The organism is Stackebrandtia albiflava, assembly GCF_007994225.1.
Classification (GTDB): Bacteria; Actinomycetota; Actinomycetes; order Mycobacteriales; family Micromonosporaceae; genus Stackebrandtia; species Stackebrandtia albiflava.
The window spans coordinates 1-15,902 of sequence record NZ_VLLL01000010.1 but is presented as its reverse complement, the minus strand read 5'-3'; the positions used below and the strand labels follow the sequence as shown (position 1 = coordinate 15,902).

Annotated in this window: 10 protein-coding genes; 8 read left to right on the top strand and 2 right to left on the bottom strand. The window is 70.8% G+C overall.

Features of this window, described 5'->3' with window-relative positions; translation table 11 throughout:
- The first annotated feature begins 2 nt into the window (after positions 1-2).
- Genes LX16_RS23700 through LX16_RS23685 form a run of 4 tightly spaced genes read left to right on the top strand, consistent with a single transcriptional unit; the run spans position 3 to position 3,213 of the window.
- Positions 3-284, top strand: a complete 282-nt coding sequence (locus tag LX16_RS23700) for a PAAR domain-containing protein (RefSeq protein WP_147143671.1) — start codon at positions 3-5, stop codon at positions 282-284.
- 1 nt (position 285) lies between these two features.
- On the top strand, positions 286-708 hold the full coding sequence (locus tag LX16_RS23695; protein WP_147143668.1) for a GPW/gp25 family protein: 423 nt from the start codon (positions 286-288) through the stop codon (positions 706-708).
- A complete protein-coding gene (locus LX16_RS23690; protein ID WP_147143665.1) occupies positions 705-2,642 on the top strand; it encodes a putative baseplate assembly protein in 1,938 nt (645 codons plus the stop codon). Before LX16_RS23695 ends, LX16_RS23690 begins: the two co-directional genes overlap by 4 nt.
- A gap of 1 nt (position 2,643) precedes the next feature.
- Entirely contained in the window at positions 2,644-3,213 is a 570-nt protein-coding gene (locus tag LX16_RS23685; RefSeq protein ID WP_147143662.1) for a phage tail protein I, read from the top strand.
- 13 nt (positions 3,214-3,226) lie between these two features.
- On the opposite strand, the gene LX16_RS23680 is transcribed toward LX16_RS23685, so the two are convergent.
- Positions 3,227-6,028, bottom strand: a complete 2,802-nt coding sequence (locus tag LX16_RS23680) for an AfsR/SARP family transcriptional regulator (protein WP_147143658.1) — start codon at positions 6,026-6,028, stop codon at positions 3,227-3,229.
- A 727-nt stretch (positions 6,029-6,755) separates the two neighbouring features.
- On the opposite strand from LX16_RS23680, the gene LX16_RS23675 reads away from it, so the two are divergent.
- Positions 6,756-7,355, top strand: coding sequence for a lytic polysaccharide monooxygenase auxiliary activity family 9 protein (locus LX16_RS23675; RefSeq protein WP_425304441.1), 600 nt, complete (start codon positions 6,756-6,758; stop codon positions 7,353-7,355).
- 45 nt (positions 7,356-7,400) lie between these two features.
- On the opposite strand, the gene leuS is transcribed toward LX16_RS23675, so the two are convergent.
- Positions 7,401-10,238: a leucine--tRNA ligase gene (leuS, locus tag LX16_RS23670; protein ID WP_147143653.1), complete on the bottom strand. Its 2,838-nt coding sequence runs from the start codon at positions 10,236-10,238 to the stop codon at positions 7,401-7,403.
- A 524-nt stretch (positions 10,239-10,762) separates the two neighbouring features.
- Here leuS and LX16_RS23665 point away from each other — a divergent pair.
- The 3 genes from LX16_RS23665 to LX16_RS23655 are packed head-to-tail and all read left to right on the top strand — an operon-like array spanning position 10,763 to position 15,376.
- Positions 10,763-11,716 (top strand): AAA family ATPase, encoded by a 954-nt coding sequence (locus LX16_RS23665; protein WP_147144100.1) that lies wholly within the window; start codon positions 10,763-10,765, stop codon positions 11,714-11,716.
- A gap of 7 nt (positions 11,717-11,723) precedes the next feature.
- Positions 11,724-13,016: a DUF58 domain-containing protein gene (locus LX16_RS23660; RefSeq protein ID WP_147143650.1), complete on the top strand. Its 1,293-nt coding sequence runs from the start codon at positions 11,724-11,726 to the stop codon at positions 13,014-13,016.
- Positions 13,013-15,376 carry a transglutaminase TgpA family protein gene (locus LX16_RS23655; protein WP_147143647.1) on the top strand — a complete coding sequence of 788 codons (2,364 nt, stop codon included), beginning with the start codon at positions 13,013-13,015 and terminating at the stop codon, positions 15,374-15,376. Before LX16_RS23660 ends, LX16_RS23655 begins: the two co-directional genes overlap by 4 nt.
- Positions 15,377-15,902: the final 526 nt, after the last annotated feature.

Sequence of the window (15,902 nt, the reverse complement as noted above, 5' to 3'; positions counted from 1 at the left end):
CCATGCCGGCGGCCGCCAGGGTCGGAGACCCCACCGGACACCCGGGAAACGTGACCGGGCCGGGCGTCCCGACCGTGCTCATCGGTGGGATGCCCGCCGCCACGGTCGGCGACATGCACGCGTGCGGGTTCCCCGGTACGCCACCGCATCCACCGACACCGATCGTGCCGCCGGGCTGCCCGACGGTACTCGTCGGCGGGAAGCCGGCGGCCAGGATGGGCGACATGTCCGGTTGCGGCGCACCGATCCTGTCCGGCTGCCCGACCGTCTTGATAGGAGGCTGACATGGCGGAGGAGTTCGTCGGCGCCGGTTGGGCGTTCCCGATGCGCACCGACTCGACCGGTTCCATCGCGCTGGTCGCCGGGCACCGGGAACTGGTGGAGAGCATGCACCTGATCCTGGCCACCAACCCCGGTGAGCGGCCGATGCGACCGGAGTTCGGTTGCGCGCTCGCGGATCTGGTGTTCGCGCCCGCCGACGCGGCCACCGCCGGACGGATCGCCTACGAGGTGCGCCGTGCCCTCGACCGCTGGGAACCGCGGATCACCGTCACCGACGTCGTCGTCCGGTTCGACGCGGTCGCCGACGGCTGTCTGTTCATCGACGTCGAGTACACGGTGCGCGGCGGCAACGACCGCCGGAACCTGGTGTTCCCGTTCTACGTGATCCCCTCCCACGACACCCCCGACAAGGAGGCCGCGACGTGAGCCTGCCGGTGCCCAACCTCGACGACCGCCGGTTCCAGGACCTGGTGGACGAGGCCAAACGCCTCGTGCAGCAGAAGTGCCCGGAATGGACGGACCACAACGTCTCCGATCCGGGGGTGACGCTCATCGAGACCTTCGCGATGATGGTCGATCAGTTGACGTACCGCGTCAACCGGATCCCCGAGTCGAACTACCTGCGGTTCCTCGACCTGATCGGTGTACGGCTGTACCCACCCACCGCCGCGCGTACCGAGGTCACCTACTGGCTCTCGGCACCGCAGCCGACCCCGGTCACGGTGCCCGAGGGCAGCCAGATCGCCTCGGAGGCGTCCGGGGCGGTGCCGCCGCAGGTGTTCCAGACCGACCGTGAACTGGTCATACCGCCGCGGTCCCTGACCCGGTTGGTGACCGCCGCCTCGGGTGGCCGCCCGACCGACCAGACCGAGGCGCTGACCGATCGGGCCGGCGTCACCTGCTTCGCCGAGACCCCCGCCCCCGGGGACGCCGTCTACTTCGGTCTGGACGACGCGGCGCCGCGCTGTGCCGTGCTGTTGCAGGTCGACTGCCGGGTCGAGGGGGTCGGCGTCGATCCTCGGGATCCGCCGTGGCGGTGGCAGGCGTGGACCGGTGAGGAGTGGCGCGACTGCGAACTGGACCGGGACACCACCGGCGGCTTCAACCGGCCGGGCGACGTCGTCGTGCACCTTCCCGGCGGCCACACCGGTTCCCTGGTCGACCGGCACCGCGCGGGCTGGATCCGGTGTGTACTCGCCGAACCGGCCGAGGGGCAGCCGTTCTACCAGGCGCCGCCGCGACTGACCTCCGCGTCGGCGACCGTCATCGGCGGATCCGTTCCGGCGACACACTGCCGCCTGGTCACCGACGAGGTGGTGGGACTGTCCGAGGGGGTTCCCGGTCAGCGGTTCCGGTTGGCGCATCGGCCGGTGATCGCCGCGGACTCGCCGGTGGTCGAGGTCGCCGGTGGTGACGGCCGGCAGGCGTGGTCGGAGGTGGACGGCTTCACCGACTCCGGTCCGGACGACCGTCACTTCACCGTCGACCGGGTCGCCGGTGAACTGGTGTTCGGTCCGGCGGTGCGTCAACCCGACGGCGCGCTGCGGTACTACGGTGCCGTGCCGCCCAAGGGTTCCCCGGTCAGGGTGGTGGCGTACCGGGTCGGCGGCGGTCGGGCGGGCAACGTCGCGCGCGGCCGGTTGCGGGTGCAGCGCGACCCGGTCACCTTCGTCACCGCCGTCACGAACCGCAGGCCGGCGACCGGCGGAGTGGACGGCGAGACGGTCCGGGACGCGGCGATCCGCGGCCCCCTGGTGCTGCGGTCCAAGGACCGCGCCGTGACCGTGGAGGACTACGAACAGCTCGCCCGTGCCGCCGCGCCCGACGCGGCCCGGGTCAGGTGTGTACCGATCGAGGCCGAACCGGGCGCGGTGCGGCTGCTGGTGGTCCCCGCGGTGGCCGATCCGGTGCGGGCGCGGTTCGCCGAACTGGACCCGCGCGAGGACACACTCGCCCGGATCGCCGAACACCTCGACGCGCGGCGTTGCCTCGGGGCGCGGATCAGTGTGGAACCGCCCTTCTACCAGGGGGTGACGGTGGTGGCGAGGCTCCGCCCACGTCCCAGGACGTCCCCGGAGTCGCTGGAGGAACAGGCGACGACGGCCCTGTACCGGTACCTGAACCCGCTGGTCGGCGGACCCGACGACGCCGGGTGGCCGTTCGGCCGGCCGGTACAGGCCGGCGAGGTGTACGCGGTGCTGCAACGGGTTCCGGGCGTGGACCTGGTGGAGGACCTCAAGTTGTTCGGCGCCGACCCGATCACCGGCAGGCGCGGCGGGAACGTCCCCCGGATCGACCTGCCGCCGCACGCCCTCGCGTTCTCCTACGGCCACCAGGTCCGCGTCGCGGAGGGGGACTGAGGTGCGAGGCGCGATACCGGGCCTACCGACGCCCCATCCACTGTCGGCCCGGCTTCCCTCGGTGTACCTGGGCGACGACTTCACGACCCGGTTCACCGAGGCGTTCGACGAGGTGCTGGCACCGCTGTTCACCGTCCTGGACTGCCTGCCGCAGTACTTCGATCCGGCGCTGTGCCCACCGGACTTCCTGGAGTGGCTGGCCGGCTGGGTGGCGTTCCCGTTGGACGGCGCGTGGGACGACGCGCGGCGACGCGAGGTGGTGGGCAACGCGGTCGAGTTGCACCGTTGGCGCGGCACCTCCCGTGGCCTGGCCGCCCAGGTGAGGTTGATGACCGGCGGAGAGGTGGAGGTGGTCGACTCGGGGGGTTGCACGTGGTCGCGTGAGCCGGGCGCCGACCCGCCGGGTGACCAACTTCCGGGTGTGGAGGTCCGGGTGCGCCCGGCTCCGGGGTCGCGGGTCCACCCCGAACGGTTGCGGGCCGCGATCCTGGACGCCGTGCCCGCGCACGTCCCGGTACGGGTGCGGATCGTCGCTCACGGCCGGGCGGAGGTGCCCGGCCCGCCGTCGTGACCGGTGAGCCGGTTCAGGCGCGGACCGGGCGGCGGCGCCCCGCCGCGACCGGGGACGCGATGCCCAGTTCCGCCAACACCGACTGGTACCTGGTCTGGGCGTCCCGCGCCGCCGCGTGCGCGCCCTGCCGATCCAGTGCCTCGACCAACAACCGCCACGCTGCGTCGTGATACCGGTCGACGGCGACCGCCCGGCCGGCGGCCGAGGCCGCCGCCGCCGGTGATCCGTTGCGCAGTTCGATGCGCGCCAGGGTGACCGCGGCCTCGGCCGTGGCGCGCCGGAGCCGGTCGCGTTCCGCGACCACCCATTCCGCCGCACCGTCCTCGGGCAGTAGATCACCGCCGTACGCCTGGAGCACCGCCCGTTGCAGCCCGGCGGCGTGCGGGGCGTCGGTGCCGCAGGCCGCCGCCGCCCGCATCGCCTCGCGCAACACGGCGACGTCGGTACGTCCACCACCCGGCAACACCAGCCGGTACGCCTCGCCCTCCCGTTCCAGCCAGCGGCATCGTCCCCGTGGCGCCCCGGGGTCCAGGAACTGCCGCAGGCTCGACAACGCCACGTGGAGACTGTGCGCGGCGACCCGCGGGGAGGCCGCCGGCCACAACGCCTCCGCCAACACCTCACGGTGGACCGCGCCCGGGGAGTGCAACGCCAGCAACCGCAGCAGTGCCCTCACCCGGGGCTTCACGGCGTCCCACCGGAGTGGACCGTCGGCCCGTTCCATCCGGAAACCGCCCAGGCACCACACCGACACGGCGTTCCGCGCCGGCTCTGCGGGCGCGGGCGCCACGGCTGCCCGTACCACCGGGACCGGCACCGTCTCGGGACGGCGGACGGCCTCGATCAGGGCCACGGCCCCCGGCACCCCCGCCTTCCGGCAGAACGCGGCGGCCGACTGCGCCGCCTCGGTGAGGTCGTCGGCGTCGTCGGCCGCGAGCACCCGCACCTCCAGGGCCCGCGCCCACGCCTCCAGGACCGCCGCGTCGAGCCTGCGGCATCGCGCGACGAGGTCCTCGGCGACGTACCTGTCGGTGTCGGGCTGCACGGTACCGGTGCGTAGTGCGAGCCAGAGCCCGACTCCGATGGCGATGGCGGCTCCCCAGTCGTCGTCGTCGCGTACGCACTCCTCCGCGATGTGCCTGGCCGCCTTGACGTCGGGCTCGGTGCCGGTCACGGTGGCGGCCAGCCGTGCCATCCGGGCGAGCCAGGGCAGCCGGGGAGCCAGGTCACCGGCGAGTTCCGCGAGTACGGTGCCGGTGGGGAGCCGGCCCGTCGCGACGTCCCGCACCGACCGGCACAGCCGCAGTGCGGACGCGACCGGTCCCCCCGGTTCGGAGTCGCCGTCCGGCACCGGGCGTTCGCCGTCCGGTGAGCCCGCCAGCAGTCCGGCGACCGCGCGCACCAGGCGGCCCCGGTCGCCGCCGAGCCGTTCGGCCTGGGCGGCGATCAGGCCCGGGTGCCGCTGTGTCGCGGCGCGCAGCCAGGCCGACCACTCGCCGAAGCCCCGGGACGGTCCGGGCAGCCAGATCCTCGCGGTGGCGATGCTGCGGTGGCAGTGGGCCCGGCCCGCCTCGTCGCTGAACAGTCCGGCCGCCCGTTCCAGGCAGCGCACGGCCGGGCGGAGTCGCCCCTGCGCGAGCAGGTGCCGGCCCTCGGCCAGCAACAGCCACGGGTCGTCCGCCAACAGCGCGTCGGGGAACAGTTCACGCCACGGTTCGAGTTCGTCGACGACGATGTCGACGCCGATCCGTTCCAGCATCGCGCGCGCCATCGCCCAGTCGTCGGCGCGGACGTAGGCGCGGGCGGCCTCGGCGAGCGCGTCGTCCTCCCGCAGCAGCTCGGCGGCCCTGCGATGCCAGGCGCGGGCCGCCTCGTGTCCCAGGTCCTCGACGAGGCTGGCGAGCAGGTGGCAGCGCATGGCCTGGTGGTAGCGGTAGCCGCCGCAACCGTCCCCGGTGGTGAACGCCTGGCGGCGTTCGAGTTCCGCCAGATGCCGCCAACTGGAGTCGCCGCCCAGCAGCCGGTCGCAGCGCGCCGCGGTGAGCGTGTCGAAGACGCTCGTCCGGATCAGGAAGTCCCGCAGCGGTCCCGGCAGGTCCGCCAGGATGTTGCGGGCCAGGTAGCTGCGGGTCACCGACGCCCGTCCGTCCAGGGCCGCCACGGCGGCGCGGCGTTGCGGCAGCGCCCGGCCCCGGGTCGACAGGTGGTACAGGTGGATTCCGGCGGGCCAGCCGCCGGTGTGCCGGTCGAGCGCCGCCAGGTCCGAAGGCGGGAGTGGCTCCCGGTACACCTCGTCGAGCAGTTGCGCGGTCTCCCACAACCGGAACCGCAACTGCTCCGACGTGATGACCTCCACACCGGACAGTTCGTGCCGGGTCAGGTTGATGCCCGGGGTGTGGCGGGTCGCGACGGCGACCTGCAGCCATTCGGGCATCATGACGAGCAGTCGTTCCAGTACGGCCTCGGCGGGGGTGCCGCCCAGGCAGTGCGCGTCGTCGATGACCAGCAGCACCGGACCGGAGTCGGCGGCGAGCAGTTCCTCCAGGTCGGAGGTGTCGGGGAGGTCGGGCCGGGCCTGCCGGAGCCGGCGCACCAGATCGACGGTGAAGCCGTGGGGTTCCACGTGCCGGGGACCCGCGACGAGCCAGGCGACCGGTTGCGCCATCAGCGAGGCGTACTGGTCCAGCAGGGTGGTCTTGCCGAACCCGCACGGCGCGCACAGTACGACCGCACCGCCGTCGAGTGACGCGGCCATCCGGTCGAGCAGTCGTCGCCGTATCAGGCCGACCCGGCCCGGGCGTCCGGGTCCACGCATGAGGTCCACCCCACTTAGGTCCTGTGCGCGAGTGCTGTGTCGGCCGGTGGCGCGGCCCGTTCCGGCTCGCACCGTGGGACACGGCCGGGAGCACACCGCTCCGTCGCGCCCCGCCGTGCGTCCGGACGGCGTCGCCGTCCACACCTACACAGGTCGGCAGTCTCCTGGACAGGGCGGGTGCCGAATCCGCCGCCACGCCCTGGCCCCCCTGACACATCGGTCCGATTCGGGGCGTGGCCGGAACCGTGGGGCTCGCACGCGGACGACGCCGATCATCCACACGGGAGCCTCTACGCCCCTCGCCGGCCGGAACACGGTGTGTCAGGAGTGTCCCGTGCGCCGATCGACGATCAGGTGTGCCGGAACGCCCGCCGCGGCACCGGACGAGGTCCCCACTGGACTGTGGGGCCCGGGCGGCCCCGGTGCGGCGCGGCCGTCGCGTCTGTTCCCATTGAAGCAGCGCGGGACCGGTTTTGACAATACGGTCACCGTGTGTATTCGAGAGTCGGCCCGTTCGGACGAGCGGGCACGTGGATGATCAGACACCGGCGGGCGCCACGCCGCGCACCGACACCCTGGACATCCAGGCCGGCAGCCCCTATTCTTAGGTAGCTTTACATTCATCTATCTCTGGCGGCCGGTGTCCCGCCATCCGGACCACCGGCCTCCCGAGCCGCCGGCGCCACCCGGGCGCACGGCCGCAGACGAGGAGATCTCGCCCATGGCAATAAGAAGACTGAGCCGACTCGCAGTCGTCGGCCTCGCGTTCGTCGTGGTCACCGCCCTGGCACTGGTGGCCGCACCCCCCGCCTCCGCACACGGCTACACCAACGCCCCGATCAGCCGCTCACTGTTCTGCAAACAGGGCGTCGTCACCAACTGCGGCCCGATCCAATGGGAACCGCAGAGCGTCGAGGGACCGAAGGGCTTCCCGTCCGCCGGTCCGGTCGACGGCACACTGTGCGCGGGTGGACTCTCCCGCTTCTCACAGCTCGACGACCCGCGCGGCGGGGCCTGGCCCACCAACAGCGTCCGCAGCGGCCAGTCCTACCAGTTCAAGTGGCACCTGACCGTCAACCACGCCACCACCGACTTCCGTTACTACATCACCAAACCCGGCTGGAACCCCGCGCAGAAGCTCACACGGTCCGCACTGGACCTGACGCCGTTCCTGACCGTCCCCTACGGCGGAAGCCGCCCGGCGTACGACATCACGCACTCCGGCACCATGCCGTCCCGCTCGGGTACGCACCTGATCCTCGCGGTGTGGACGATCGCCGACACCGGCAACGCCTTCTACCAGTGCTCCGACGTGCGGTTCTCCTGACACACGACGACGGCCCGGCGGCGAACCGCCGGGCCGTCCCCGGGTTCACACCACGATGGACACCATCCGGCCCGGGACCACGATGACCTTCCTCGGCTCCGCGCCCTTCAGGGCGTTGGCGACCTTCTCCAACGCCAGGGCGGCGGCCTTGACGTCCTCCTGAGACGCCTCCGCGGCGACCTCCACACGGTCACGCACCTTGCCGTTGACCTGCACCGGGTAGGTGACGGTCTCCACGACCAGGTACGCCGGGTCCGCCTCGGGGAAGTCCACGTTGGCCAGCATCCCGTCGTGGCCCAGCCGCTGCCACAGCTCCTCGGCCAGGTGCGGGGCGAACGGCGCGGTCATCAGGACCAACGGCTCCACCACCGCGCGGGGAACCCGCTCCAGGCCGACCACGTGGTTGTTCAACATGATCAGTTTGGCGATCGCGGTGTTCATCCGCAGGTCGTCCATGTCCTCGCGGACGTCGCGGATCGTGCGGTGCAGCAGGCGCAGCGTCTCCTCGTCGGCCGCCTCGTCCACCACGGTGACCTCGCCGGTCCGCTCGTCGACCACGTTGCGCCACAGACGCTGCAGGAACCGCTGCGAACCGACGACCGCGCGCGTCTCCCACGGACGCGACACGTCCAGCGGTCCCATGCTCATCTCGTACAGCCGGAACGTGTCCGCGCCGTACCGCTCGCACATCTGGTCCGGCGTGACGACGTTCTTCTGGGACTTGCCCATCTTCCCGTACTCACGGGTGACCGGCTCACCGTTCCACACGTATCCGCCGTCGACCTCCTCCACCTCCTCCGCGGGCACGTACACGCCCCGGGAGTCGGTGTAGGCGTACGCCTCGATCATGCCCTGGTGGAACAGCTTTCCGAACGGCTCGACGCTGGAGACGTGCCCCAGGTCGTACAGCACCTTGTGCCAGAACCGGTCGTACAGCAGGTGCAGGACCGCGTGCTCCTGGCCGCCGACGTACAGGTCGACGCCACCGCCGCCGCCCGGCCGGGCCGGCGCCATCCAGTACCGCTCGTTGACGGGGTCGGCGATCCGGTCGTCCTCCTGCGGGTCGATGTACCGCAGTTCGTACCAGGACGAACCCGCCCAGTTGGGCATGGTGTTGGTCTCACGCCGGTACTTGCGGACGCCGTCGCCCAGGTCCAGTTCCACGTCGATCCAGTCGACCGCCCGGCTCAGTGGCGACTCCGGCGCGGTGTCCGCCGCGTCGGGCGCGAACGTCTTGGGCGAGAAGTCGTCCATGTCCGGCAGCTCCACCGGCAGCATCGACTCCGGCAGTGGGACCGGCATGCCGGCCTCGTCGTAGACGATCGGGAACGGTTCGCCCCAGTACCGCTGCCGTGAGAACAGCCAGTCCCGCAGCCGGTAGGTGACCGTCCCCTCGCCCGAGCCCTGCGCGGTCAGCCGCGCGATCATGGCCTCCTTGGCCTCGGTCACGGCCATGCCGTTCAGGCTGAACCCGTCGGGCGCGGTGGAGTTGATCGCGGAGCCGTCGCCGGTGTAGGCGCCGCCGTCGAAGCCCTCCGGCGGCTCGACCGTACGTATGACGGGCAGCGAGAACGCCTCGGCGAACGCCCAGTCCCGCTCGTCCTGTCCGGGTACCGCCATGATCGCGCCGGTACCGTAGCCGACCAGCACGTAGTCGGCGATGAACACCGGCACCGACTCGCCGTTGGCGGGGTTCACCGCGTAGGCGCCGGTGAAGACGCCGGTCTTCTCCTTGGCGTCGGCCTGGCGTTCCACATCGGACTTGAACTTGGCCTCCGCCCGGTACGCGGCAACCGCCTCCGCGGGCGTGGCGTACCCGCCGGTCCACACCTCGGGCACGTCCGCCGGCCAGCTCTGCGGCGTCAGCCGGTCCACCAGTTCGTGCTCCGGCGCCAGCACCATGTACGTGGCACCGAACAGCGTGTCGGGACGGGTGGTGAACACCCGGACCGGCCCGGCGTCGGTCGCGAAGTCCACGTGCGCGCCGGTGGAACGGCCGATCCAGTTACGCTGCATCTGCTTCGTGGACTCGGGCCAGTCGACCAGGTCCAGGTCGTCCGCCAACCGGTCGGCGTAGGCGGTGATCCGCATCATCCACTGCCGCATCGTGCGGGTGAAGACGGGGAAGTTGCCGCGTTCGCTGCGCCCGTCGGAGGTGACCTCCTCACTGGACAGGACGGTCCCCAGGCCGGGACACCAGTTGACCGGCGCCTCCTTGATGTACACCAGGCGATGATCGTCCACGACCGCGCGGCGCTCCACATCGGTCAACGCCGCCCAGTCACGGCCGTCCGGCACCGGCCTGGCGCCGGACTCGAACAGCGACACCAGCTCCCCGATCGGGCGGGCGCGGTCGGCCTCGGTGTCGTACCACGAGTTGTAGATCTGCAGGAAGATCCACTGAGTCCATTTGAAGTACCGCGGGTCCGAGGTCGCGAAGGTGCGGTTGGTGTCGTAGCCCATCCCCAGGCGACGCAGTTGCCGGCGGTAGGTCGCGATGTTGGCCTCGGTGATCTTGGCGGGGTGCTCACCGGTGGCGATCGCGTACTGCTCGGTCGGCAGACCGAACGCGTCGTAGGCCATCGGATGCATGACGTTGTAGCCCGCCATCCGCTTGTAACGGGCGTAGCAGTCGGTCGCGACGTAGCCCAGCGGGTGCCCCACGTGCAGTCCCGCCCCGGACGGATAAGGGAACATGTCCATCACGAACAGCTTCGGCCCGTCGGCGCGGGGGGCGTTCGGAGCCGCCAGCGGCCCCACCGGGTTGGAGGCGTTGAACGGCGCGGCCTGCTCCCACTTGTCCTGCCATTTGATCTCGATACGTTGCGCCATCGCCGCGTCGTAGCGATACTGCGGCACCGCCTCATCGCGTGTGTCACTCATCGTTCGTCCTCTTTGTCGGTGTTTTCTTCTCCGGGCATAAAAATGCCCCTCGCATAGGAGGGGTCGCCGTGCTGTCGCCGTAACGCTGCGCGTCAGCACGGCCCGATAAGAAGCAGCACACGCCTGGTCATGGGGTCAGTGTACCTCACCCCCTCCGGCCGGGCGGCCGACGATTCGGCACGCCGGCCACGCCACTACCCCGCGGCGGACGAGCCGGTCCGGCGGGCGGACGCCGGAAACGTGTTCGTATCGTGCCTGCCGCTACTCCGGCTCTCGGCCGTCTCGTTATTGAAAAATGACCATTCCGGCCATAATGTTGGCCACGTGCGACCAGAAACACGTCTCAACGCGTCTTGAAGGTTGGAAATCCAGACGGCAAGCGCGAACCCACCACGAACCGACCCGGCGGCCCGAGGGCCGATCCGGCCCGCACCGGGCCATACCGGCCCACCCCCACACTCGTAAGGAGGACGCCGGTGACAGCACACCCCATCGGCTCGACGGCGCAGACCCACGTCACGGCGATGACAGCCCGGGAGTTCAACGAGGCCACCGACGCGGTCGTCGGAAACATCGAACGGGTCATCGAGGGCAAGACGGCCATCGTCCGCCTGGCGTTGTCTGTGCTGCTGGCGGAAGGGCACCTGCTGATCGAGGACGTCCCGGGAGTCGGCAAGACCAAACTGGCCAAGGCCATGGCGACCTCGATCGACTGCTCGGTCCGCCGGATCCAGTTCACACCGGACCTGCTTCCCAGCGACGTCACCGGTGTATCGATCTTCAATCAGGACAGTCACGAGTTCGCGTTCAAGCCCGGCGCCGTCTTCGCCAACATCGTGGTCGGCGACGAGATCAACCGGGCCTCGCCCAAGACGCAGTCGGCGCTGCTGGAGTGCATGGAGGAGCGACAGGTCACCGTGGACGGTGAGACCTACCGCCTCCAGACGCCGTTCATGGTGATCGCCACCCAGAACCCCATCGAGATGGAGGGCACCTACCCGCTGCCGGAGGCGCAACGGGACCGCTTCACCGCCAGGGTCGCCATCGGCTACCCCGACGCCAAGGCCGAGCTGGCGATGCTCGACGTCCACGGTGCCTCCGACCCGCTCGACGGCCTGGGGGCCGTCGTGGACGCCCACACCGTCGCGCGCATGATCCAGACCGTCCGGGGCATCCACGTCTCCGAGGCGATCAAGCAGTACGCGGTCGCGTTGGTCACCGCCACCCGCCAGGCACCGGACCTGCGGTTGGGGGCCAGCCCCCGCGCCGCCCTCCAACTGCTCCGCACCGCGCGGGCCGTCGCCGCCTTCGAACACCGCGACTTCGTGCTACCCGACGACATCCAGCACCTGGCGGTCCCGGTGCTGGCACACCGGGTCATCCCCACGTCGGACGCGCAGTTGGCACGCCGCACCACCGACGCGATCATCGCCGACGTGGTCCGTCGACTGCCCGTGAACGCCGAGCCGGGGCGCTGAGGCCGCCGTGGCCGAAGCATTGCGCGGCCTCACGCTCCGAGGCAAGTCGCTGATATCCATCGGCCTGGCGCTGGTGCTGGTGTCCTTCGTCATCGGTGAGAAGGACATGCTGCGGGTGGCGTTGCTGGTGGGGCTCCTGCCGCTGCTGGCCGCCGCCGTCATGGCCCGCACCAGATACCAGATCAACGCCGCCAGGGTCCTCGACCCGTCGCGGGTCGAGATGGGCCAGGAGGCCAGGGTGACGCTGCGGCTGCGCAACCAGTCGCGGGTCTCCACCGGCACGATGATGCTGGAGGACCGGCTGCCCTACACGCTGGGCGAACGTCCCCGCCTGGTGCTGGAACGCCTGCCCGGCGGGGGTGGGAGCGCGGTCGCCTACACCGTGCGGGCCGAACAGCGGGGACGATACGAGGTCGGACCGCTCGTCATCCGGATCACCGATCCGTTCGGGCTGATCGAGTTGACCCACACCTATCCGGGCGTGGACCGGCTCACCGTGATTCCGACGATCACGCCGCTGCCGTCGATCCGGTTGCCCGGCGAGTTCGCCGGGGCCGGTGACAGCCGTTCCCGGGCCGTGGCGGTACACGGTGAGGACGATGCCGCCACCCGCGAGTACCGCCACGGCGACGACCTGCGCCGGGTCCACTGGAAGTCCACCGCCCGCACCGGCGAACTCATGGTCAGGCGGGAGGAGCAACCGTGGGACTCACGCGCCACGGTGGTCATGGACCTGCGGGCCGCGGGGTTCCGGGGTGACGGTCCGGCGTCGTCGTTCGAGTGGGCCGTGGCGGCGGTCGCCAGCATCACCGACCACCTGCGGTTGTCGGGCTACAAGATGCGGATGGTGTCCGAGTCCGTCGATCTGTCACCGGATCTCGACTCGTCGGGGGTCATGCTCGACCATCTCGCCGGGGTACGCAGCCGCCGGCACGGCCAGATGGAGACGCTCGTGGAGCAGATCCGGCGCGGCGACCACAGTGGATTGATCGTGGGCGTCTTCGGCATGATGACCCCCGAGGAGGCCACCGCGCTCGGTGCCGTCCGGGCCGGCGGCGCCACCTGCGTCGCGGTACTCATCGACTCCAGCACGTGGATGAGCCTGCCGGAGGCCGCGCGCGCCGACGCCGACAAGGCGTTCTACGACAGCATGCTGAACCTGCTGCGGGCCGGGTGGCGGGTGGTGCCGATCCGGCACGGTGACCGGCTCGACCACGTCTGGCGCAGCCTCGCCAACGGGCCGCAGGGGTTCACCCACCGCGCCGCGTTGGCGGAGACCGTCTCAGGAGGTCCCCGATGACCGACCGTCGCAGCACCGCCCTGGTCGCGGGGTGCGCGCTACTGCTCGGCACCGCACCACTCGTCATGCTGTTCCGTGGGCTGTTCGAGTGGTTCGGCCCGATCCTGATCATGGTCGCCGGTGTCATCGGCACCGCGTACGGACTGCGTCGGCTCCGGCGCGGGCCGGTCGTCCAGATGGCCGGGATGATCATCGCGTTCGTCCTGCTGTTGACGCTGATGTTCCAGAGCGGCGGCGAGATCCTGCTGGTGATCCCCACCGACGCCACCCTGGAACACTTCGCGGCCCTGCTGCAGAGCGCCGGACTCGAGATCCAGGACCAGGTCATCCCCGTGGTCGCCTCGGACGGCCTGGTGTTCCTCCTGGCCATCTGCACCGGCGTCCTCGCGATCCTCATGGACCTGTGCGTGTCGATCCTGCGCAGTGCCGCGCTCACGGGCCTGCCGCTGCTGATCCTGTACGTCGCCGTCGTGGCGACCGTCCCCGACGAGGTGCCGTGGATGCTCTTCATCCCCGGTGCCGCCGGATACCTGTGGGTCCTGCTCACCGACAACGTCGAACGGGTGCGCGGCTTCGGCCGCCGCTTCTCCGGTGACGGCCGGGGCATCGACCGTTGGGAACCCTCGCCGCTGGCCACGACCGGCCGCTGGCTGACCCTGGTGGCGATCCCGATCGCACTGATCCTGCCGGGACTGCTGCCCGGGATGACCTCCGGCCTGATCGACGCGTTCTACAACGGTCCCGGAGGTTCCGGCCCGGGAGGCAACGGCACCACCACCCCCGTGCGGGTCGACCCGGTGGCCGCCCTCCAGGGCGCGCTGGAGGCGAGCCAGACCACCGAACTGGGCATCGTCACCACCGACAACCCCAGCCCCGGCTACATGAAGATGTGGTCGGCGTCGGTGCTGACGGAGGACGGCTTCCAACCCGACCTGCAACGTTCCGAGAACGCGACACCCGTGACGGTGGGCATCAACCCCCCGGAGGTGTCCGCCGACGTCCCGTCCCAGACGTGGGAGGCCACCTTCACGTCGACCGGACTGGCCGACGTCGCGCTGCCGTTGTACGGCATCCCGGTGTTCATCGAGGCCGGCGAGGAGTGGATCTACGACCCCCGGAGCAACACCGCGACCTCGTCCACCTCCACCACCGAGGGCATGAGCTATCGGTACGAGTACACCGACTACCAGTACACCCCCGAGCTACTCGACACCGCCGAACCGGTCCCCGACTCCAGCCCGGTGTACCGCAGCAACACCTCGGTACCCGAGAACGAGACGGTCGCCGCACTCGTGGCGGACCTGACCGAGGGCGCCGACACCCCGTACGACCGGGTCATGGCGATCCACAACCACTTCTCGCAGACGAACGGGTTCCGGTACGAACTGACGACAGAGGACGGCTGGAGCGGCAGCGCGATCGTCGACTTCCTGGAGAACAAGCAGGGCTTCTGCCAGCAGTACGCCGGTGCCATGGCGTGGATGGTCCGCGAGGCGGGCATCCCCGCGCGGGTCGCGATCGGCCTGACCCGCGGCAACATCGTCAGGGAGGGCTTCCGCCTCACCAACTTCAACTTCCACGCCTGGGTCGAGGTCTACTTCCAGGACTACGGCTGGGTGCCGTTCGACCCGACACCGTCGGCGAACATCCGCACCCCCGCCGACTACGAGTGGGCCCCCGACCCGGATCGTCCGGACAGTTCGGAACCGGGTGAGAACCCCAACGGCCCCGACGGCGACCCGGCCGACAACCCCGGCCAGAACCCGACCGATCCGACCGCGCCCAACGGCCAGAACGCCTCCGCGTCGGTGTTCACGGGACGGCCGCTGCCGACGGTGTGGCACTGGTGGGCCGCCGGCGCCGGCGTCGTGGCCGTGGTCCTGCTGACACCCGCAACCGCACGAGTGGTCCGGCGACGACGGCGGGTCGCCACCGCCGACGGCGCGCCCGTACCGGCCTCGGCCAACGCGTGGCGCGAGCTGCTGGAGACCGCCCAGGACCTCGGGATACCGATCGACCCGGGCAGATCGCCCCGAGCGGCCTCGGGCGACCTGATCACCACCGCCGGTCTCTCCGGCGCGGCGGAGGCGGGCGTGCGGCATCTGGCGGCCGCCGAGGAACGCGCCCGGTACGCACCGCGGCCGGCCTCCGGGACGACGCTGGCGACCGCGTTGCGGGAGGCACGCCACGGCATGATCCGTGCCGTACCACTCCTGAACCGGGTCCGTGCCGACCTGCTCCCGCATTCACTCCTGAGCCGCTGGCGCCGGGGGTTCCAGACGGGTGTCGGCCGGTTCCGTGAACGGTCGAGCCGGATCCCCACGGCACTGAGCGGGTTGACGCGCCGCCGGTCAGGCTGAGCCGGTGGGGCGTCGCCCTGACGCGGCGCCCCACCGGCCGGCACGTCTCGGATCACGGCGGACTCATCAAATGCCGGCGGTGCCGGCGATGACCTCGACGGTTCTGCTGCCGTGGCGGCACGCGGGCCGCGCGCCACCTCACGCGAAGAAAGGGCCGCCCTCTGTATGAACTGCTCCCCTGAAGTTGGACTGAGAAATTCAGTTCCGATTTCTGGGGAGCAGTGTCATGGCTGGACAGAGTTCGTTGTCGCAGGAGCAGCAAGTCGCGGCGATAGGTTTGTTTGAGGCCGGTTGGGGTGAACGTTCTGTCGCAACACGGTTGGCGGTGAGTGAGTGGGCGGTGAAGCGGTTGTATCACCGTTGGCAAGTGCGCGGTAGAGGAGCGTTGGTGGCCAAGGCGACGAAGCGGTCGTTCTCGTTTGCGTTCAAGCTTGAAGTCGTTCGCCGGTTCCTGGCGGGCGAGACGAAGGTGGAGCTTGCCCGCCAGTTCGATTTGTCGTCGCCGAAGTTGATCGAGGGCTGGGCG